At 37.0% G+C, this 19,309-nt stretch carries 21 protein-coding genes; 20 read left to right on the top strand and 1 reads right to left on the bottom strand.

The genetic code is table 11. From position 1 onward, the window contains the following. The first annotated feature begins 274 nt into the window (after positions 1-274). From O3636_RS02750 to O3636_RS02655, 20 genes are all read left to right on the top strand, one after another. A complete protein-coding gene (locus tag O3636_RS02750) occupies positions 275-1,471 on the top strand; it encodes an MFS transporter (protein ID WP_371641590.1) in 1,197 nt (398 codons plus the stop codon). 292 nt (positions 1,472-1,763) lie between these two features. Next, positions 1,764-2,252 carry a DUF5590 domain-containing protein gene (locus O3636_RS02745; RefSeq protein WP_371641588.1) on the top strand — a complete coding sequence of 163 codons (489 nt, stop codon included), beginning with the start codon at positions 1,764-1,766 and terminating at the stop codon, positions 2,250-2,252. After that, positions 2,249-3,436: a pyridoxal phosphate-dependent aminotransferase gene (locus O3636_RS02740; RefSeq protein WP_371641586.1), complete on the top strand. Its 1,188-nt coding sequence runs from the start codon at positions 2,249-2,251 to the stop codon at positions 3,434-3,436. Before O3636_RS02745 ends, O3636_RS02740 begins: the two co-directional genes overlap by 4 nt. Beyond that, on the top strand, positions 3,429-3,794 hold the full coding sequence (locus O3636_RS02735; protein ID WP_371641584.1) for a VOC family protein: 366 nt from the start codon (positions 3,429-3,431) through the stop codon (positions 3,792-3,794). The genes O3636_RS02740 and O3636_RS02735 overlap by 8 nt, the downstream gene beginning before the upstream one ends. A gap of 18 nt (positions 3,795-3,812) precedes the next feature. Next, a complete protein-coding gene (gene asnS / locus O3636_RS02730) occupies positions 3,813-5,156 on the top strand; it encodes an asparagine--tRNA ligase (RefSeq protein WP_371641582.1) in 1,344 nt (447 codons plus the stop codon). A gap of 153 nt (positions 5,157-5,309) precedes the next feature. Then, positions 5,310-5,600, top strand: a complete 291-nt coding sequence (gene rpsF, locus O3636_RS02725) for a 30S ribosomal protein S6 (protein ID WP_075232201.1) — start codon at positions 5,310-5,312, stop codon at positions 5,598-5,600. An 11-nt stretch (positions 5,601-5,611) separates the two neighbouring features. After that, complete coding sequence (gene ssbA, locus O3636_RS02720) at positions 5,612-6,082, top strand: single-stranded DNA-binding protein SsbA (protein WP_075232200.1); 471 nt, start codon at positions 5,612-5,614, stop codon at positions 6,080-6,082. A 31-nt stretch (positions 6,083-6,113) separates the two neighbouring features. Next, positions 6,114-6,353 carry a 30S ribosomal protein S18 gene (gene rpsR, locus O3636_RS02715; protein WP_000068664.1) on the top strand — a complete coding sequence of 80 codons (240 nt, stop codon included), beginning with the start codon at positions 6,114-6,116 and terminating at the stop codon, positions 6,351-6,353. Positions 6,354-6,625: 272 nt separating this feature from the next. Further along, entirely contained in the window at positions 6,626-7,129 is a 504-nt protein-coding gene (locus tag O3636_RS02710; protein ID WP_004244450.1) for a GNAT family N-acetyltransferase, read from the top strand. An 80-nt stretch (positions 7,130-7,209) separates the two neighbouring features. Continuing rightward, positions 7,210-8,610, top strand: a complete 1,401-nt coding sequence (locus O3636_RS02705) for a bifunctional Cof-type HAD-IIB family hydrolase/peptidylprolyl isomerase (protein ID WP_371641578.1) — start codon at positions 7,210-7,212, stop codon at positions 8,608-8,610. Position 8,611: 1 nt separating this feature from the next. After that, positions 8,612-8,974 carry a S1 RNA-binding domain-containing protein gene (locus O3636_RS02700; RefSeq protein ID WP_033677723.1) on the top strand — a complete coding sequence of 121 codons (363 nt, stop codon included), beginning with the start codon at positions 8,612-8,614 and terminating at the stop codon, positions 8,972-8,974. 52 nt (positions 8,975-9,026) lie between these two features. Beyond that, complete coding sequence (locus O3636_RS02695; protein WP_261012796.1) at positions 9,027-9,776, top strand: tRNA1(Val) (adenine(37)-N6)-methyltransferase; 750 nt, start codon at positions 9,027-9,029, stop codon at positions 9,774-9,776. After that, positions 9,766-10,038 carry a GIY-YIG nuclease family protein gene (locus tag O3636_RS02690; RefSeq protein ID WP_224218397.1) on the top strand — a complete coding sequence of 91 codons (273 nt, stop codon included), beginning with the start codon at positions 9,766-9,768 and terminating at the stop codon, positions 10,036-10,038. Before O3636_RS02695 ends, O3636_RS02690 begins: the two co-directional genes overlap by 11 nt. Before the next feature lie 199 nt (positions 10,039-10,237). Then, complete coding sequence (locus O3636_RS02685; RefSeq protein WP_224218396.1) at positions 10,238-11,113, top strand: Rgg/GadR/MutR family transcriptional regulator; 876 nt, start codon at positions 10,238-10,240, stop codon at positions 11,111-11,113. Positions 11,114-11,487: 374 nt separating this feature from the next. Beyond that, positions 11,488-13,821 carry a ThiF family adenylyltransferase gene (locus tag O3636_RS02680; protein ID WP_371641575.1) on the top strand — a complete coding sequence of 778 codons (2,334 nt, stop codon included), beginning with the start codon at positions 11,488-11,490 and terminating at the stop codon, positions 13,819-13,821. After that, the gene (locus O3636_RS02675) at positions 13,799-15,028 is read left to right on the top strand and encodes a transporter (RefSeq protein ID WP_050235146.1); all 1,230 of its coding nucleotides are present in this window, start codon (positions 13,799-13,801) and stop codon (positions 15,026-15,028) included. The genes O3636_RS02680 and O3636_RS02675 overlap by 23 nt, the downstream gene beginning before the upstream one ends. A 239-nt stretch (positions 15,029-15,267) precedes the next feature. Continuing rightward, positions 15,268-16,203 (top strand): manganese-dependent inorganic pyrophosphatase, encoded by a 936-nt coding sequence (locus O3636_RS02670; RefSeq protein WP_371641573.1) that lies wholly within the window; start codon positions 15,268-15,270, stop codon positions 16,201-16,203. An 86-nt stretch (positions 16,204-16,289) separates the two neighbouring features. Continuing rightward, entirely contained in the window at positions 16,290-16,802 is a 513-nt protein-coding gene (locus tag O3636_RS02665; RefSeq protein ID WP_371641571.1) for a UDP-N-acetylmuramoylalanyl-D-glutamate--2,6-diaminopimelate ligase, read from the top strand. Continuing rightward, positions 16,786-17,436 carry a DUF1803 domain-containing protein gene (locus O3636_RS02660; RefSeq protein WP_371641569.1) on the top strand — a complete coding sequence of 217 codons (651 nt, stop codon included), beginning with the start codon at positions 16,786-16,788 and terminating at the stop codon, positions 17,434-17,436. The genes O3636_RS02665 and O3636_RS02660 overlap by 17 nt, the downstream gene beginning before the upstream one ends. Positions 17,437-17,535: 99 nt before the next feature. Beyond that, entirely contained in the window at positions 17,536-17,727 is a 192-nt protein-coding gene (locus O3636_RS02655; protein WP_000051182.1) for a CsbD family protein, read from the top strand. A gap of 46 nt (positions 17,728-17,773) precedes the next feature. Here the strand turns inward: O3636_RS02655 and O3636_RS02650 are convergent, their stop codons facing one another. After that, positions 17,774-19,219, bottom strand: a complete 1,446-nt coding sequence (locus tag O3636_RS02650; RefSeq protein WP_371641567.1) for a UDP-N-acetylmuramoyl-L-alanyl-D-glutamate--L-lysine ligase — start codon at positions 19,217-19,219, stop codon at positions 17,774-17,776. Between the last annotated feature and the right edge of the window lie 90 nt (positions 19,220-19,309).

Genomic DNA, 19,309 nt, shown 5'->3' with positions numbered 1-19,309 from the left:
AAAACAAGAACTCTTTCACTTAGATTCTGGTTTGCATTGGATTTTTGCAGACTATTCCTATATTCTCTTGTAATATGATGATATAAGTGATAAAATAAACGAGGAAATTTGCAATAGAAACTACAGAACAGTTTTTCCGGTATCATTTCATAAACAATTAAACGAAAATAATGGCATTGAAGAATGCTTCTAAAAAGGGGTGGAGATCATGTAAGGCAAAGATTAACAAGTGACGGACAAAAGAAATAATAATACACTTGTTAAAGGAGAAAAAATGTTAATAAGAAATTATCGGAAAAATATTGGCCTGATGGCCGGAGTTGAATTTTTTGCTTTTTTAGGGATTACCAGCTTTTGGATTCTCTTTCTCAGTCAAAACGGAATGTCTCTTTGGCAGATTGGACTTCTGGAAAGTATCTTTCATGCAACCAGTCTTCTCTGTGAAATTCCATCTGGAATGTTGGCTGATCGTTACTCCTATAAGACCAACCTTTATTTAAGTCGAATAGCAGGAATTGTGTCTTCTATTCTCATGTTAGCTGGGCAAGGAAATTTTTGGATTTATGCACTAGCTATGGCGATAAATGCCTTATCTTATAATTTTGATTCAGGAACAAGCGCAGCAATGGTCTATGACTCGGCTGTAGAGGCTGGACTAAAGGAGCGTTATCTATCCATTTCAAGTTTCATATCAGGAGTGTCAGAAGGAACCCAGTCTTTGGGGACAGTGCTAGCAGGATTTTTTGTTCATGGTCAATTGCACCTGACCTACTATATCATGATTGCCACTTCTATCATAGTTCTTTTCCTGATTTGGATGCTGAAAGAGCCCAGTGTCAAAGTAGAAAAAGCTGATAGTGTGACCATGAAACAGATTATTTGGACTGTTAAGGATGAGTTGAAGCGAAATCCCATGCTTTTAAACTGGATGATTTTATCTCAGATTGTCGGAACACTCATGTATATGTTTTATTTTTACTATCAAAATCAGTTGCCAGATTTAAGTAGTTGGCAAATTTCAGCAGTTATGCTACTTGGTAGTCTCTTGAATATCGTCGCAGTCTATCTAGCGAGTAAGATTGGAAAGAAATATGCTGCCTTGAAGCTTTTCCCTATCCTCGTCCTGCTGACTGGCGTCACCTATATGTTGTCCTACTTTGGAACACCTCTCATCTATATTTTGGTCTATTTGATTAGTAATGCTCTATATGCTCTTTTTCAGCCGATTTTTGACAATGATTTGCAAGAGCGCCTTCCAAGTGAAGTAAGGGCAACCATGCTGAGTGTCTACTCTATGATGTTTAGCCTGAGTATGATTGTCTTCTTCCCACTGACAGGCTGGTTGATTGACCATTTAGGCTTTATAGTAACATTTCTTTATCTAGGATTCTTTTTAGTCATGATTAGCCTTCTACTGGCTATCTTTTTAGGAAAATTGGCTAAAAGAATGGATGATAAAATGATTCCATAGATTAAAAGAATTTCTGAAAACTTGAGTGCCAAGCTCAGGTTTTTTAATCGGTTGATTTTGGAGCTGTCTTTACTTTTCTTGCTCGGTTTTAACTAAGAAAAATCTGTTTTGTTTAAAGGAAGAAATAGAATTGGTTTCTTATACTCAATGAAAATCAAAGAGCAAACTAGGAAGCAAGCCGCAGACAGTACTTGGGTACGGCAAGGCGACGCTGACAAAGTTTGAATTGGATTTTCGCAGAGTATTCTTATATTCGCTTGTAATAAAGCCCAATAGATGGTAAAATAGACGAGTGAAAAAAAGACAAAACAAAGCAAAAAATAATCTACTGTGGCAGTATGGTCTAGGGATGACGATTTTGTTTGTGGTTATCAGTGCTTCCTTTCTGTATCTAGTGTTTCTGAGTATGAAACCTTATCAAACAGCTAAAAGTGAAGGAGAAAAATTAGCTCAGCAGTATGCAGGATTAGAGCAGGCTGATCAGGTTGACTTATACAATGGCTTGGAATCTTATTACAGCGTTCTTGGTCGTAATAAACAGCAAGAAGCACTTGCTGTCCTGATTGGAAAAGATGACCATAAGATTTACGTTTATCAGCTAAATCAGGGTGTTTCACAAGAAAAAGCAGAAGCTGTTTCTAAAGAAAAAGGAGCTGGCGAGATTGACAAGATTACCTTTGGCCGTTATCAAGACAAGCCAATCTGGGAAGTCAAGTCAGGAACTAATTTTTATCTAGTAGATTTTGAAACAGGAGCATTGGTCAATAAGGAGGGCCTATGAAACTATCCAACCGTGTTTTAGAAATGGAAGAAAGTGTCACTTTAGCTAGTGATGCGAGAGCAAAAAAATTAAAAGCTCAAGGTAAGGATGTCCTTTTCTTGACCTTGGGACAACCAGATTTTCACACCCCTGAAAATATTCAGGATGCAGCAGTTAAAGCTATTCGAGAAGGACAGGCTTCCTTCTATACAGTAGCTTCAGGTCTACCAGAATTAAAAGCTGCAGTGAATACCTACTTCGAGCGTTACTATGGCTATTCTGTTGCAAGTAATGAGGTTACCTTTGCTACAGGTGCCAAGTTTTCCCTCTATACGTTCTTTATGGCTGTAATCAATCCTTTAGATGAGGTTATTATTCCAACTCCATACTGGGTGAGTTATGGAGACCAGGTCAAGATGGCAGAAGGGCTTCCAGTTTTTGTTCAAGCTAAGGAAGACAATGATTTTAAAGTCACGGTGGATCAACTAGAACTAGTTAGGACAGATAAAACAAAGGTTTTAGTTCTCAATTCACCATCTAATCCGACTGGTATGATTTATACTCGTGAAGAATTGCTAGCTATCGGAAATTGGGCAGTTGAGCATGACATTCTGATTTTAGCAGATGATATATACGGCCGCCTTGTTTATAATGGAAATGAATTTGTTCCAATCTCAAGTCTATCAGAAGCCATTCGCAAGCAAACCATTGTTATCAACGGTGTATCTAAGGCTTATGCCATGACAGGTTGGCGGGTAGGTTATGCAGTGGGTGATCCAGAAATCATTTCAGCTATGAGTAAATTGACGGGACAAACAACTTCAAATTTGACATCTGTTTCTCAATATGCGGCTATTGAAGCCTTAACAGGACCACAGGATTCTGTTGAGATCATGCGTCAGGCTTTTGAGGAGCGTCTCAATACCATTTATCCGCTATTATGTGAAGTCCCTGGTTTTGAAGTCGTTAAGCCACAAGGAGCCTTCTATCTCTTTCCAAATGTTAAAAAAGCCATGGAGATGAAAGGTTATACGGATGTGACTGACTTTACAACAGCTATTCTTGAGGAAGTTGGTTTGGCACTTATAACAGGAGCAGGTTTTGGAGCTCCAGAAAATGTCCGCCTCAGCTATGCGACAGATCTAGACACGCTTAAAGAAGCAGTTAAACGCTTGAAAGCATTTATGGGGAGTGAGAATGATTGATCATTTTGAAATTAAGGTAAAGGATTTACAAATTTCAGAAGGATTTTATAGGAGTTTTCTTGCCCCTTTGGGCTATAAATTAGCTTTTAAGACTACTTCTCTAATCAGTTTTCTTGCCCCAAACAGCCCTCATCCTGGTGGTGATTTTTGGCTGGCTCAGGGGACACAAGATCCTATTCACTTTGCTTTCTTAGCAGAAGATAAGGAAGAGGTTCAAGCTTGTTATGAGGCTGGCTTAGAGGCAGGTGGGCGAGACAATGGGGCTCCTGGTTATCGTAGTGAGCATCCGATTTACTATGCTGCTTTTGTGATTGACCCAGATGGGAACAATATAGAAGTGGTTTTCCATAAAGAATAAAAAAGAAAAGGAAAAACAATGACAAAACGTGTAATGATTATTGATGTAAAAGACTATGTTGGTCAGGAAGTGACGATTGGCGCTTGGGTTGCCAACAAATCAGGAAAAGGAAAAATCGCCTTCTTGCAATTGCGCGATGGAACAGCCTTCTTCCAAGGTGTGGCCTTTAAACCAAACTTTGTAGAAAAATTTGGTGAAGAAGTGGGACTTGAGAAGTTTGATGTTATCAAACGCTTGAGCCAAGAAACTTCTGTTTATGTGACAGGGATTGTTAAAGAAGACGAACGTTCTAAGTTTGGCTATGAGTTGGACATTACAGACATCGAAGTGATCGGTGAATCTCAAGACTACCCAATCACACCAAAAGAACATGGTACAGACTTCTTGATGGATAACCGTCACTTGTGGCTTCGTTCTCGTAAGCAAGTGGCCGTAATGCAAATCCGTAACGCTATTATCTATGCAACTTATGAGTTCTTTGACAAGAACGGCTTCATGAAGTTTGATAGCCCAATTTTGTCAGGAAATGCTGCGGAAGACTCAACTGAACTCTTTGAAACAGACTACTTCGGAACGCCAGCCTACTTGAGCCAATCAGGTCAACTTTACCTAGAAGCAGGTGCTATGGCTCTTGGTCGTGTCTTTGACTTTGGTCCAGTATTCCGTGCTGAAAAATCAAAAACACGTCGTCACTTGACTGAGTTCTGGATGATGGATGCTGAGTACTCATACTTGACACATGATGAGTCGCTTGACTTGCAAGAAGCTTATGTGAAAGCTCTTCTTCAAGGTGTTCTTGACCGTGCGCCTCAAGCCTTGGAAACCTTGGAACGTGATACAGAACTCTTGAAACGCTACATTGCAGAGCCATTCAAACGCATCACTTATGATCAAGCTATTGACCTTTTGCAAGAGCATGAAAATGATGAAGATGCTGACTACGAGCATCTTGAGCATGGCGATGACTTTGGTTCACCACACGAAACTTGGATTTCAAACCACTTTGGTGTGCCAACATTTGTCATGAACTACCCAGCAGCCATCAAGGCCTTCTACATGAAACCAGTTCCTGGAAATCCAGAGCGCGTGCTTTGTGCAGACTTGCTTGCTCCAGAAGGTTACGGAGAAATCATCGGTGGTTCTATGCGTGAGGAAGACTACGATGCCCTTGTTGCTAAGATGGATGAACTTGGCATGGACCGTACAGAGTATGAATTCTACCTTGACCTTCGTAAATACGGTACAGTTCCACACGGTGGATTTGGTATCGGTATCGAGCGTATGGTAACCTTCGCAGCAGGAACAAAACACATCCGTGAAGCCATTCCGTTCCCACGTATGTTGCACCGTATTAAACCATAAGAATAGGAAAACGCCCATGTGGCGTTTTTTTCGCATTCCAGAGTTTTTACTTGCGTAAAAAAATGTTTTCTAGTATAATAGTTTATTGTGAGCGAACCTCACTTACCCCTTGCAAAGTCTTGGGGTCATTAGACCAAAAGGAGGAACATATCAATGGCTAAATACGAAATTCTTTATATCATTCGTCCAAACATTGAAGAAGAAGCTAAAAACGCTTTGGTAGCACGTTTTGACTCTATTTTGACTGACAACGGTGCAACTGTTGTTGAATCAAAAACTTGGGAAAAACGTCGTCTTGCATACGAAATCCAAGATTTCCGTGAAGGACTTTACCACATCGTTAACGTTGAAGCAAACGACGACGTAGCTCTTAAAGAGTTTGACCGTCTTTCAAAAATCAACGCTGACATTCTTCGTCACATGATCGTCAAAACTGACGCGTAAGAAGGTAAACTATGATTAACAATGTTGTACTTGTAGGGCGTATGACACGTGACGCTGAGTTGCGTTATACCCCATCAAATGTAGCAGTTGCGACTTTTACTCTTGCAGTAAACCGTACATTTAAGAGTCAAAATGGCGAACGTGAGGCTGATTTTATCAATGTCGTTATGTGGCGCCAACAGGCTGAAAATCTTGCTAACTGGGCTAAAAAAGGCTCGCTTATCGGGGTGACAGGTCGTATCCAGACTCGTAGTTACGATAACCAGCAAGGACAACGTGTATACGTGACAGAGGTCGTGGCTGAGAATTTCCAAATGTTGGAAAGCCGTAGTGTGCGAGAGGGTCACACAGGTGGAGCTTATTCTACACCAAGTTCAAACTATTCAGCGCCTACAAATTCAGTACCAGACTTTTCACGTGATGAAAATCCATTTGGAGCAACAAATCCATTGGATATTTCAGATGATGATTTACCATTCTAATGGACAACTAAAATTATAAAGGAGAAAAAACATGGCTCAACAACGTCGTGGCGGATTCAAACGCCGTAAAAAAGTTGATTACATCGCAGCAAACAAAATTGAATATGTTGATTACAAAGATACTGAGCTTCTTAGCCGTTTCGTTTCAGAACGTGGGAAAATCCTTCCTCGTCGTGTAACAGGAACTTCAGCTAAAAACCAACGTAAAGTAACAACAGCTATCAAACGCGCTCGCGTAATGGCTTTGATGCCTTTCGTAAACGAAGATTAAAGAAAAGACCCCGACGGGTCTTTTTTTCACGAGCATAGAAATGTGAAAGCGAGTTGAGGTCCGGGGGACCTCTTTTTCAGACCCGCTTGGGTCTTTTTTTCACGATCCTTGAAATGAGAGAGCGAGTTTGGGTCCGGATGGACCTCTTTTTCATGAGCTCGGAAATAAGAAAGCGAATTGAGACTCGATTGGTTTTTTTTCACGAGATCGTTTTTTTCTGACCTTGGCGTGCTATAATGGTAATAAAAAGAGTAAAGGTGGGTAAGTCAAAGATGAATTGTACGATTAGAAATATGATTAAGTCTGATATTGAATCCTTATCTCATGGATTTATGAATCAAGGTTGGCCTGGTAGAGAGGAAATTTTGGCTAGATATTTTCTGGAACAGGAAAGTGGGGAGAGAGAAGTCTTAGTTGCAGAGATTGATGGTGCTGTAGCGGGCTACGTTACCATTTTGCCCTCTGCTAAACATGGTCCTTTTGCAGAAGTCTACCCAGAATTATCAGATTTTAATGTGTTTGAACCTTTTCGAAATCAAGGGATTGGGAATCAACTGTTAGAAGAAGCAGAAAAACGAGTCAAGTTTGTTTCGAGTAAGGTCACTCTTGGTGTAGGTTTGCACTTAGGCTATGGCCCTGCCCAGAGATTGTATATCAGACGGGGCTACATTCCAGATGGGACAGGTGTCTGGTATCGAAATCAACCCTTGGAAATGAATGCAACTAGCCAAAATAATGATGATTTGGTTTTGTATCTAGTAAAGGAATTCGGATAAGAGATAAGGATTTTATTGGGATGTGGGATTTCTCTACTTTATGGTATAATGGAAAGAGTTAGATTGAAAGAGGTAGTGAGATGGATGCCAAATTAAGATACAAGGCAAAGAAAATCAAGATTGTCTTTTTTGATATTGATGATACATTGAGGAATTCAAAGACAGGTTTTATTCCAGCTTCAATCCCAACTGTTTTTAAGCAATTACGTGAGAAAGGAATTTTGACAGGTATTGCTTCTGGACGAGGGATTTTTGGTGTCGTGCCAGAGATTCGTGATCTCAAGCCTGACTTTTTTGTGACCTTGAATGGGGCTTATATAGAAGATAAAAAAAGTCAGGTTATTTATCAACATCAGATTAAGAAGTCAGATGTTGAGGAGTATATCTCCTGGGCAAAGCAAGAAGGAATTGAGTATGGCTTGGTTGGGAGTCATGATGCCAAGTTGTCGATTCGCACCGATATGATTAGTGAAGCTATCAATCCGATTTATCCTGACTTGGATGTGGATCCTGATTTCCATGAAAAAGAAGATATCTATCAGATGTGGACTTTTGAAGATAAAGGAGATGACTTGAGCTTGCCGGACAGTCTCTCAGACAAACTTCGCATGGTTCGTTGGCATGAGCATTCGTCTGATATTGTGCCGATTTCAGGCTCCAAAGCGACAGGTGTGGAAAAGGTTGTGGAACACCTAGGCTTGAAACCAGAGAACGTCATGGTCTTTGGAGATGGGCTCAACGACTTGGAACTCTTTGATTACGCTGGAATCAGCGTTGCAATGGGAATTTCTCATGATAAAATCAAAGAAAAAGCGAATTATATAACAAAAACACTAGAAGAAGATGGCATTTTTGATGCCTTAGAAGGATTTGGTATGGTAGAAAAAGAATTACATTTCCCACAAGTAGACATTGAAACAGTAGAAGGTCCTCTTGCGACCATTAAGACCAATCATGGAGACTTGCGGATCAAGCTTTTCCCTGAACATGCTTCAAAAACAGTAGCTAACTTTGTAGCTCTATCAAAAGATGGTTATTATGATGGAGTCATTTTCCATCGTATTATCAAGGACTTTATGATCCAAGGTGGAGACCCAACTGGAACTGGTATGGGTGGCGAGTCAATCTACGGCGAATCATTTGAAGATGAATTCTCAGAAGAACTTTACAATATTCGCGGTGCTCTTTCCATGGCCAATGCTGGTCCAAATACCAACGGCAGCCAGTTCTTTATCGTGCAAAATCAACATTTGCCTTATTCTAAGAAAGAAATTGCTCGTGGAGGTTGGCCAGAACCGATCGCAGAAATCTATGCTAACCAAGGTGGGACACCTCACCTAGACCGCCGTCACACGGTTTTTGGTCAGTTAGCTGATGAAGCATCTTACGCTGTTTTAGATGAAATTGCTGCTGTTGAGACAGGGGCGATGGACAAGCCAGTTGAAGATGTCGTGATTGAAACAATTGAAATCGAGGACTAAGATGAAAATCGGTGATAAGCTAAAGGGGCGTATTACAGGGATTCAGCCCTATGGTGCCTTTGTTGAACTAGAGACGGGTGATACGGGGCTGATTCACATTTCAGAGATTCGAACAGGATTTATTGAAAATATTCATGACGCCTTGAAAGTCGATGAAGAGGTTCAAGTTCAGGTAGTAGATTTGGATGAATTTACAGGGAAAGCCAGTCTTTCTATCCGCACTTTGGAGGAAGAAAAGCACCAGTTTCCGAGACGGAGACGCTTTTCAAGCGACCGCTTTAACTACGGCTTTGCGCCTCTCAAACGAATGATGCCAATTTGGACCAAAGAAGCCCTTCAACATTTGAAGAAGCAGAAGAATTAGTTAGAAATCTATATTCTTTGTAATATTAATATAAATTTGCTATAATAGGACCATGGAAGAAGAACAATTATTAAAATCAGGAGAGCGCATTAACCAGCTCTTTTCTACAGATATCAAAATCATTCAAAATAGAGAGGTTTTTAGTTATTCGGTGGATAGTGTTCTCTTGTCACGCTTTCCACGTTTTCCTAAAAAGGGCTTGATAGTGGATTTCTGTGCTGGTAATGGAGCGGTGGGGCTATTTGCTAGCACTCGGACTCAGGCACAGATTTTGGCTGTTGAGATTCAGGAGCGTTTGGCGGATATGGCTGAACGCTCTGTCCGTTTGAATGGATTAGAGGAGCAAATGCAGGTCATCTGCGATGATTTGAAAAATATGCCTGCTCACATTCAGGGAAGTAAGGTAGATATGATTTTGTGTAATCCGCCCTATTTCAAGGTGGATCCTCATTCCAACCTGAACGAGAGTGAACATTACCTCTTGGCACGCCATGAAATCACGACCAATCTGGAGGAAATTTGCCGTAGTGCCCAAAGTATTCTCAAGTCCAATGGGCGCTTGGCCATGGTTCATCGTCCTGACCGACTCTTAGACATCTTGGACATGTTGCAACGGCATAATCTAGCCCCTAAGCGACTGCAGTTTGTTTATCCAAAACGGGAAAAGGAAGCCAATATGCTCTTGATTGAGGCTATCAAGGATGGCTCAACGAGTGGTTTTAAGGTTTTACCGCCTTTGATTGTCCACAATGATGATGGCTCCTATACGCCCGAACTTGAAGAGATTTATTATGGATCATAAGGCTTATATGTATGTGCTGGAGTGCCGTGATGGTTCTTATTATACAGGGTATACGACTGATGTGAGAAGACGCCTCGCTGTCCACAATAGTGGAAAGGGGGCAAAATATACACGAGCTCGCTTGCCGGTCAAACTCATCTATGCTCAAGGTTTTGCTAGCAAGGAAGAAGCCATGTCGGCAGAAGCCCTGCTCAAGCGTAAGAAGAGGCCACAGAAAGTCAGATATATAAATGAAAATCGAGAGAAAAATTTATTAAGGTAGTTTTAGATTGAAGAGGATAAAAAATATCAATATTGTAAAAATATAAACACTTTAAAAATTATCGGGTTCCTATAATACAAAACTAAAAATCGGTAATGGATATCCATCTTAAAATTTTAGATATGATCATAAATAATAGACTTTTTAGGGATGAAAATAATATTTTGTGAGACGGAGTTTGTCAAGGAGGAATAATGACATGGATTCTAATGAATTATTAAAATTAGGTGAATTCTATAAGGAGTTGAGAATTGCTAGAAAAGTTAAACAAAAGGATGTTGCAAAAAATAAATTATCAGTTTCTCAATTATCAAAATTTGAATCTGGACAAACTATGCTTTCTGCTGATAAGATGTTAGAAGTAATTGAAGGTATTAATTTAACATTTTCAGAATTTGGATTTGCTCTTAGAAATTATAAACCTACTCAACATCAGTTACTTATGAATAAAATTTCGAAGCTATCAGTAGAAAATGATAAACAATCATTGCTTGAGTTGCTTGACAAATACAAAGAAAGTCAATTTTTATATGATAAATTAAATACTTTGGTGATAAAAAATGCTATTCATCTAATTGATAGGGATTTCACTTTATCTCTAGATGATAGCAAATTTTTATCGAATTATTTATTTGATATTGAAGATTGGACTGCTTATGAAATCCATCTTTTTGGGAATACTATGCCTTTTCTATCTGATACAGATTTGTTATTTTTAGGAAAAGAACTGGTATCACGCTCAGAAATTTATAGTCCCTTGTTAGATTTTAGAAAGGCTTTAAAGTATACATATTTAAACTTAATTTCTGAGTTAGTAGAACGGAGATTAACAACTCATTTCAACTTTTTTGTCAATCAGTTAAGAATGATCCTTGATGTATTTGATACGTTTGAAATAATTTTGTTAAATTTTTTGGTATTAGTATACTCCTACTTAATAGAAAACAGAGTTAATCTTGAAGAAGTTAAGCAATATATTTTAAAAGTTTCTAAAATAGAACAACCGGAGCTCTCTAATATATTAGAGCAGAGACTATTACAATATTTAAGAACTAACCAAAAGGGGGAAAGATAATAATATCTATTACCGCCACGGCTTGTATAGAGAGAAAAATGGCTATTATTTTTTTCATGCTGTATCCTCCTAATCTATAGTTTGACTGTTATACTAACATAGAATTGTATCGATTTAACAAAATTGAAGATATGAAATTTTTTTATAAATTAATTTCATATCTTCAATTTTTTAATTTTGTGATAAAAGTAAGTTATAATTGATATATCATAACGAAAGGAGAACAGGCATATGTTTATCGAAGATATCGAAGTAGAAGAACAAGTATGTAATGGCGGTTGCTTTATTGCTTGTTAATCTAAGAACAAGAAAAAGTGGTATATAGCTATTACCACTTTTTCTTAATTTTCGCATATGTGTTCAGTTGATTTAAAATGAAATATATACTAAAATCTGGAAGAGGTTTCGTCAAGCGAGAAAAAGATATAATTATGTATCCTGCATGTAAAGGGGGAGAGAAAGTGATTCATTCTCCTTGTATAAAAGAATTGTGGGAGGAAATGAAATATTTAGATAAAAATTTTTCGTATAATAACATTGATATATATAACCTTCTGAAAGAAAACTCTCTTGTTTTTGAAATTAATGAAGATGAATGGGATGATTATCAACGATTATCTAGGAATGTACAATTTTTATCATTACATAACGATAGTGAACCTAATTTACAGTATAAATCTATAATTGATAAGAAAATATTAATAATTGGTCTTGGAACTGTCGGGGCACCTCTTGTTTATGAATTAGATAAATTTGGTTTTAAAAATATTGTAGTTATTGATGGTGATCGTGTTGAATTAAAGAATATTACTGCGCAACTAGGGTATTCTACATCTGATGTAGGACAATTAAAAACTAAGGCAATTCGAGAAAAAATTAGTAGTATAAAAGAAACGATTGATGATTATCTTTCGGTTGATAATATTGAAACAATTTTGTATGATATAAAACCAGATATTATATTTAGTTGTGCTGATGATTCAACTGGTAATTTAATAAAATTATTAATCTCTAAAATATCTAAATATAATTATACTCTGTTTTTGACAGGATATTCTCAAGAAGAATTAATTGTATATCATATAACTAAAGAGAATCAACAAGTATTTTTGAGTTATTTTAATGAACAACCTTATCTCTTGGAAACACAGTTTATATCCCATAATACAGGAACGATAGCAAAAGGGCTCATGAGTGCATCTTTAGCCTTTAATACCCTCATTAAAAGTTTTTATCTTAAAGTTGATGACATATTATTTTTTAATTTTAGATTAAACACTATCTATACTCAAAATTTGAGATATTTAAATCTTAATGAATTTGAAAAAAGATATATATTTAGGAATATAGAACAAGAAATATTGAAGATAGAGTATATTTTACAGCATACAACAGATTTCGATAAAGAAGAAATAATAAAAAGAGTCTTCGAGTTTAATTACTATACATATCTGACTTTCTGTACAGATATTACTAATCAAAATTATAAATATCTCAATAATCATCTAGATTTTCTTTTTAATAGAATTTATGGAGATTCTATTGAAGACCACTTTAGGTCGGAAATTCTGCAACTAGAAACATTAAAAGCTGATTACTATAAGAAAAATGGGATTCCAATTGTAAATTACTCTAAGTTTAGACGTAATATCCCTATATTCGATGATATTTTATTGGATTATAAAAATTTTGTCTTCTCTCCTAAATTCAAAGATGTATATAACAGTCTCTTAGATAAGAGAAAAATATTTATAGAAAATATATCACGGCAATTAAAAACACGATACGGTTTCGACTTTATTGAGTTGATTTCTAAAAATCTTAGAGTTTCTATTAATACTAAGAATCTTGATAAATATGATTTTTTGGAATTTGAATTTTTAGAATCGGAAAAGATAGTAGCTACTGATGCTTTTGAGATGATTTTAAGAGCTATAGACGATAAAGAATTTTTCCATTTTGTTGAAAATTATCGTAACAATGGATTTATCGATTGTGAAAAAAGAGCAGGTAAAACTCATAAGAATTTTACTCTCTATAACCCATATACAAAGACATCGAAAATAATAATGACATATCAAGAAAATTTTATGGGGGTAATGAGATTATCCCATGAGCTGATGCATGCATATTCTTATGATTTGTTTAAAGAACGATTACATTTAGATGAATTATATAAAATTCCTAAAAGCTTTTGGGAAATTTTTGCAAAATTAGGTGAGTTATTTGTTGCCGATAGTCAGGGAAAATTATCAGTATTTTTTAGAAAATCTTTTTACCAATATGTATTTTGTCAAATTGATTATAACGTTTTGAGTTTAAGTAAAAATTCTTCTATAGAGGATATTTTGAAGATTAAGTCAGAGTTTTTTAACTCAATTGGTTTACTTCCAGAATTACTAGAATACACACAGTACAACTTCATTGACTATAGCATGCTGTATTCAAAGCATTTTTATGCTTATGATGCAGTGTTTTCGGATATTATTGCTTTAGGTATTTATAAATATTCCAAAAAACTTAATTATTCATTTGGAGAAATAATTTCTATTATAGCGTCCATTTCAACATTCACTATTGACTCAATAAAGGATGAGTTTAATATAGAAATTGAGAGTTTAATAGAATCCTATGTATCTGAAATAAATAATTTTTTAAATAATTCTTTTTTGGAGGAAATGAAAGATGAATATTTTAAGGGAAAATAAATCTTTTAGAGCTTTAGCTATATCTGCATTTTTTAATAAATTGGGTTCATCTATGTATAATCTAGTTTTTGTATCTTTTGCTGCTACTATGCCTAATAACAAATTAGCTGTAGCTATTGCTAATATTATTGTCTTAATTCCTGTATTTTTTACATTATTTATAGGAATTAAGGCTGATGAGACAAAATTAAAAAGGAGGTGGTTGATTTTACTGGGATTTGTTCAATCTATTTTGTTCATATTAGTTGGATTATTGACTCAGACTACAACTTGGTTGGCATTTTCTATAATATGTTTAATTAATATAGTCTCAGATATTATTAGTGACTATAGAGGTGGGCTAGAGCTCCCTATTTTTCAACATACAGTTAAACAAGAAAATCTAATAGAAGCACATTCTGTAAATCAGTTTATCTCATATGTTTGTAATTTTTCTGGTCAAGCCTTAGGCGTATATGTGTTGACAATTTCAAATGATAATTTTGGCCTTGTCGCAGTTTTTAATGCTTTATCGTTCTTTGCATCATCATTTATACTAATTAAATACAAAAAGTTTTTATTGCACACTAATGTGGAGATATATCAAAAATCATTTGTTTTAAAAATTAAAGAAACTTATTTAGGTTTAAAAGAAGTTTTTCAAAAGTCTGAAAAGACAAGTTTCACATTAATGTTACTATCTATTTTACTTATTAATGCTTTAGGTAGTGGTTTTTCAGCTATATATAATATATCTTTTTTAAAAGTACCTCTTTTTGGATTAACATTTAGTCAGTCAGTATTTATATTACAGATTATAATGATACTTTTTAGTATTATAGGAACCATAAGTCCTCATGATTATTTTTCAAAATTACGTCTCATTTCAATAATATTTTTAGATTCAATTATCATTTTTGCTATATCTCTGAATAATAGTCTTGGTGGGTCCCAAGTTTTATCTATGCTTGGACTAGCGTTTTTATTTTACTTGAGCGGCAAAATTAATCCCAAAATAAATAGTCTATTGATGTCTTCACTTCCTAGCGATCTTTTAGCAAGAAGTGGTGCATTGTTATCTTTGCTTTTCATGTTGGCTATGCCAATTGGAAATATTATTTTTACTATTTTTAGTTTATTTGCTATTCAATCAGCTTGGCTTTTATACTCAATCTGCGCTTTTGTAGTTTTATTATTAACATTTAAATTGACCAATGAGAAAAAATAGATTTACTCCTTACTTATTAGATTTCAAATTCGATTTAGAAAGTGCCTCGCGAATCTCATCATGCACTGTTATTCCACCTTATGGAACACTGGTTTCCCCTGTCAAAGAGAACTCAAAACGAGTTAAGTTTTCTTTGACAATTGTATAGAAATACGTTAATCCAAAGTGACTCCTCTTGCTTTTGTCAAAAAGCGAAAAAAATGCTACAATAAAGAGAATAAACAAAATGAGGTATTATCATGTCTAAGATTCTAGTATTTGGTCACCAAAATCCAGACTCAGATGCCATCGGGTCATCTGTAGCCTTTGCCTACCTTGCAAAAGAAGCATACGGTTTGGATACGGAAGCTGTTGCCCTTGGAACTCCAAATGAAGAAACAGCCTTTGTCTTGAACTATTTTGGTGTGGAAGCACCGCGTGTCATCACTTCTGCCAAAGCAGAAGGTGCAGAGCAAGTTATCTTGACAGACCACAATGAATTCCAACAATCTGTATCAGATATCGCTGAAGTAGAAGTTTATGGTGTTGTAGACCACCACCGTGTGGCTAACTTTGAAACTGCAAGCCCACTTTACATGCGTTTGGAACCAGTTGGATCAGCTTCTTCAATCGTTTACCGTATGTTCAAAGAACATGGTGTAGCAGTTCCTAAAGAGATTGCTGGTTTGATGCTTTCAGGTTTGATTTCAGATACTCTTCTTTTGAAATCACCAACAACACACCCAACAGATAAAGTTATTGCTCCAGAATTGGCTGAATTGGCTGGTGTGAACTTGGAAGAATATGGTTTGGCTATGTTGAAAGCTGGTACCAACTTGGCCAGCAAATCTGCTGACGAATTGATTGACATCGATGCTAAGACTTTCGAATTGAACGGAAATAAGGTTCGTGTTGCCCAAGTCAATACAGTTGATATTGCTGAAGTCTTGGAACGCCAAGCAGAAATCGAAGCTGCAATGCAAGCTGCCAACACAGCAAATGACTACTCTGACTTTGTCTTGATGATTACAGATATCGTCAACTCAAACTCAGAAATCTTGGCTCTTGGTGCTAACATGGACAAGGTCGAAGCGGCTTTCAACTTCAAACTTGAAGACAACCACGCCTTCCTTGCTGGTGCCGTTTCACGTAAGAAACAAGTGGTACCTCAATTGACTGAAAGCTTCAATGCTTAAGATTTTGAGTGTTAATTCAAATTAGGAAAGGCTAGTTTGAATTATATCGAAAGGAGTTTCGGCTCCTTTTTTTCTAGGAGTGAAGCATGTTAGAAAATGGCGATTTGATTTTTGTGAGAGATGAGTCAGATATGGGACAGGCCATCCAGATTTCCACAGGCAACTATAACCATGTTGCGAATTGTTTGGATGGGATGATTTACCACGCTAGTGGAGAATTTGGTGTGGTCTGTCAAGAACCGGCAGACTTCTTTGAGTCCAATCATTTGTACGACCTCTATGTTTACCCAGAAATGGATATCCAGTCTGTGAAGGAAAGAACTTGTATGCATCTTGGAGCACCCTACAATGCTTCTTGCTATCCAGATGGAGTTGGTTTTTATTGTTCTCAGTATATGGCAGAAATTCTCCCCATTTTTGAAACCATTCCCATGAAATTTGGGGATGGGGAGCAGGAGATTAGTGATTTTTGGAGAGAGTATTACAGAGAACTAGGTCTGCCTGTTCCTTTGAACCAAGCTGGGACCAATCCTAGTCAGTTGGCAGCATCGCCTCTGTTAGAATGTAAAGAAAGGAATCTTCATGATTCAGATTTTTAATCCATCTCGTTTGACGAGACAGCCATTTTTTAGAGAATTGATCCGCTATCTGAACCAGCATGATGATGTGATTCTACGGGAAATTAAGGCTCAATTTCCAGATGTAGCAGTTGACAAACTCATGGAAGAGTATATAAAGGCAGGCTTGATTCTACGAGAAAATAAGCGTTATTACCTTAATCTTCCTATGCTTGAATCACTTGATAGTCTCGAACTGGATCAAGAGATTTTTGTTAGCGAAGCTAGTCCGGTCTATCCAGCCTTGTTGGATCAGAGTTTTGAGACGGAATTACGAAATCAAACCAATGCAGCTATTTTAGTTGAAAAGACAGATTTTGCGCGCACTAAAATGACCCTATCTAATTATTTCTACAAGGTCAAACATCAGTATCCATTGACAGAAAAACAGCAGGAACTTTATGACATTTTGGGAGATGTCAATCCTGAGTATGCCCTCAAGTATATGACGACTTTTTTGCTAAAATTTCTCAAAAAAGATCAACTGATGCAGAAACGCCGTGATATCTTTGTGGACAGTTTAGTTGTCCTAGGTTATATTATTCAAAATGAAGATGGAAAGTATGAGTTGGCCGTCGATTTTGATAAGGAAAGATTAACTTTCTACTTGGCCTGATTTTTTTTCTGAGCACATTGTTTGACTTTCCTTAGTATTCGGTATAAACTATATGTAACCGGTAACACATATCGGAATAAAACTAAAGGAGACAATCATATGTCACTTGAAAACAAATTGGAACAAGCAACAGGCGCTATCAAAGAAGGATTTGGTAAAGTTACTGGAGATGGTAAGACTGAAGCAGAAGGCGCTGTAGAAAAGACAGTTGCTAAGGCAAAAGAAGTAGTTGAAGATGCTAAAGGTGCTGTAGAAGGTGCCGTTGAAGGTTTGAAAAACGCTTTTAAATAAAAATAGAAAAAATCAAGGGTTTCATTTCCCTTGATTTTTTACTATCTTATAAATAATTTTCTGCAACGGCTGCATCTCCAGGATAGGTTTCTTTTTTTCCTTGGACGATTTGGTAGCAATCTGCTCCCTTACCAGCAATAATGACAGCATCTAATTCGTGATTTGTGATAGCCATAGCTGCCTTGATGGCTTCTTGGCGATCCGCAATTTTTTCAACAGGATGATTGATGTAGCTACTAATTTCATCTGCAATGGCCATTGGGTCTTCATAGTTGGGGTCATCAGCAGTCAGAAAGACTTGAATCTCAAGATGTTGATTGAGGAGGAGGCCAAAGTCCTTACGACGGCTTTCTCCTTTATTTCCTGTTGAACCCAGAACCAGAGCAATTTTTCCAGTTTGATGAGTTTCAACCACATTGATGAGTTTTTTGAGACTGTCACCATTGTGGGCATAGTCGATGAAGACCTTGGCTCCATTTTTCTGAGTGAGGACTTCCATACGACCAGGAACGCGGGTTGCAGCAATTCCTTTTTTGATGTCTTCAAGACTAGCTCCGAGACGGAGACAAGCAAGTCCAGCAGCAATGGCATTTTCTTGGTTGAAGTGACCAATCAGTTGGATATCATAGTCTCCAGAGAGTTTACCCGTAGCTGAAAAGCTAAAGGCTTTGGAATTCTCGATTTGGTTTTCAGACTTACTACCGTAGAAATCATAGTCTTGATCTGCCACTTGTTCTTTCAAGACAGAAAAGTGGTCCATGTCACTGTTAACGATGACTGCTCGGCTATTTTCCATCAAGAGACGTTTGTGGTAGAAGTAGTCTTCAAAGCTAGGGTGTTCAATCGGGCCGATATGGTCTGGGCTGATATTGAGGAAAACTCCCACATCAAAGGTTAGACCATAGACACGTTTGACCAGATATGCTTGACTGGAGACTTCCATGATGAGGTGGGTACGGTCATTTTGCACAGCTTGATGCATCATGTCAAAGAGGTCGATGCTCTCAGGAGTTGTCAATGCAGACTTAAAGAAAGTCTTGCCATCTAGAGTTGTGTTCATGGTCGACAACATTGCAGGTCGGTGACTTTGAGATAAAATGTTATAAGCGAAATAGGCTGCTGTTGTCTTACCCTTAGTACCAGTAAAGGCAAGGAGTTTGAGTTTGTCCTGTGGATTTCCATAAAATTCCATAGCAATCAAACTCATGGCTTTCTTGATATCACTGACGATAATAGCAGGAATACCAACCTCATAGTCTTTTTCAGCCACATACCAACCGAGGTCTTGAGAGATGGCAGAAATCAGGAATTCCTTCTTAAAGGCAGCACCTTTGACGAAAAAGAGGCTCTTTTCTTTGGCCTTACGACTGTCATAGCAGATACTGTCAAATACGACATGGCTGTAGTTGTAGTGATAATGTCCTTGGTCGATAATCTCGCGGAAGAGACCATCTTTCTTTAATATATCTAATACGGTTTCAATCTTAATCATACTTTCTATTGTAAACCGAAAGTCGCAAATTTACAAGTAACAAGGAAAAGTTTATAATGGAAGATAAGGAGTTTTTCCTAGTTATCAAAA

The sequence above is a fragment of the Streptococcus sp. 27098_8_76 genome, from assembly GCF_041432315.1.
GTDB lineage: Bacteria > Bacillota > Bacilli > Lactobacillales > Streptococcaceae > Streptococcus.
This window is presented reverse-complemented; position numbering and strand designations above follow the sequence as displayed.

What these genes read in the sequence shown, in the direction of transcription:
- O3636_RS02750 (WP_371641590.1), top strand. Translation starts at nt 275, where the DNA reads ATGTTAATAAGAAATTATCGGAAAAATATTGGCCTGATGGCCGGAGTT.
- O3636_RS02740 (WP_371641586.1), top strand. Translation starts at nt 2,249, where the DNA reads ATGAAACTATCCAACCGTGTTTTAGAAATGGAAGAAAGTGTCACTTTA.
- O3636_RS02735 (WP_371641584.1), top strand. Translation starts at nt 3,429, where the DNA reads ATGATTGATCATTTTGAAATTAAGGTAAAGGATTTACAAATTTCAGAA.
- asnS (WP_371641582.1), top strand. Translation starts at nt 3,813, where the DNA reads ATGACAAAACGTGTAATGATTATTGATGTAAAAGACTATGTTGGTCAG.
- rpsF (WP_075232201.1), top strand. Translation starts at nt 5,310, where the DNA reads ATGGCTAAATACGAAATTCTTTATATCATTCGTCCAAACATTGAAGAA.
- ssbA (WP_075232200.1), top strand. Translation starts at nt 5,612, where the DNA reads ATGATTAACAATGTTGTACTTGTAGGGCGTATGACACGTGACGCTGAG.
- rpsR (WP_000068664.1), top strand. Translation starts at nt 6,114, where the DNA reads ATGGCTCAACAACGTCGTGGCGGATTCAAACGCCGTAAAAAAGTTGAT.
- O3636_RS02710 (WP_004244450.1), top strand. Translation starts at nt 6,626, where the DNA reads ATGAATTGTACGATTAGAAATATGATTAAGTCTGATATTGAATCCTTA.
- O3636_RS02705 (WP_371641578.1), top strand. Translation starts at nt 7,210, where the DNA reads ATGGATGCCAAATTAAGATACAAGGCAAAGAAAATCAAGATTGTCTTT.
- O3636_RS02700 (WP_033677723.1), top strand. Translation starts at nt 8,612, where the DNA reads ATGAAAATCGGTGATAAGCTAAAGGGGCGTATTACAGGGATTCAGCCC.
- O3636_RS02695 (WP_261012796.1), top strand. Translation starts at nt 9,027, where the DNA reads ATGGAAGAAGAACAATTATTAAAATCAGGAGAGCGCATTAACCAGCTC.
- O3636_RS02690 (WP_224218397.1), top strand. Translation starts at nt 9,766, where the DNA reads ATGGATCATAAGGCTTATATGTATGTGCTGGAGTGCCGTGATGGTTCT.
- O3636_RS02685 (WP_224218396.1), top strand. Translation starts at nt 10,238, where the DNA reads ATGGATTCTAATGAATTATTAAAATTAGGTGAATTCTATAAGGAGTTG.
- O3636_RS02680 (WP_371641575.1), top strand. Translation starts at nt 11,488, where the DNA reads ATGAAATATATACTAAAATCTGGAAGAGGTTTCGTCAAGCGAGAAAAA.
- O3636_RS02675 (WP_050235146.1), top strand. Translation starts at nt 13,799, where the DNA reads ATGAATATTTTAAGGGAAAATAAATCTTTTAGAGCTTTAGCTATATCT.
- O3636_RS02670 (WP_371641573.1), top strand. Translation starts at nt 15,268, where the DNA reads ATGTCTAAGATTCTAGTATTTGGTCACCAAAATCCAGACTCAGATGCC.
- O3636_RS02665 (WP_371641571.1), top strand. Translation starts at nt 16,290, where the DNA reads ATGTTAGAAAATGGCGATTTGATTTTTGTGAGAGATGAGTCAGATATG.
- O3636_RS02660 (WP_371641569.1), top strand. Translation starts at nt 16,786, where the DNA reads ATGATTCAGATTTTTAATCCATCTCGTTTGACGAGACAGCCATTTTTT.
- O3636_RS02655 (WP_000051182.1), top strand. Translation starts at nt 17,536, where the DNA reads ATGTCACTTGAAAACAAATTGGAACAAGCAACAGGCGCTATCAAAGAA.
- O3636_RS02650 (WP_371641567.1), bottom strand. Translation starts at nt 19,219, where the DNA reads ATGATTAAGATTGAAACCGTATTAGATATATTAAAGAAAGATGGTCTC.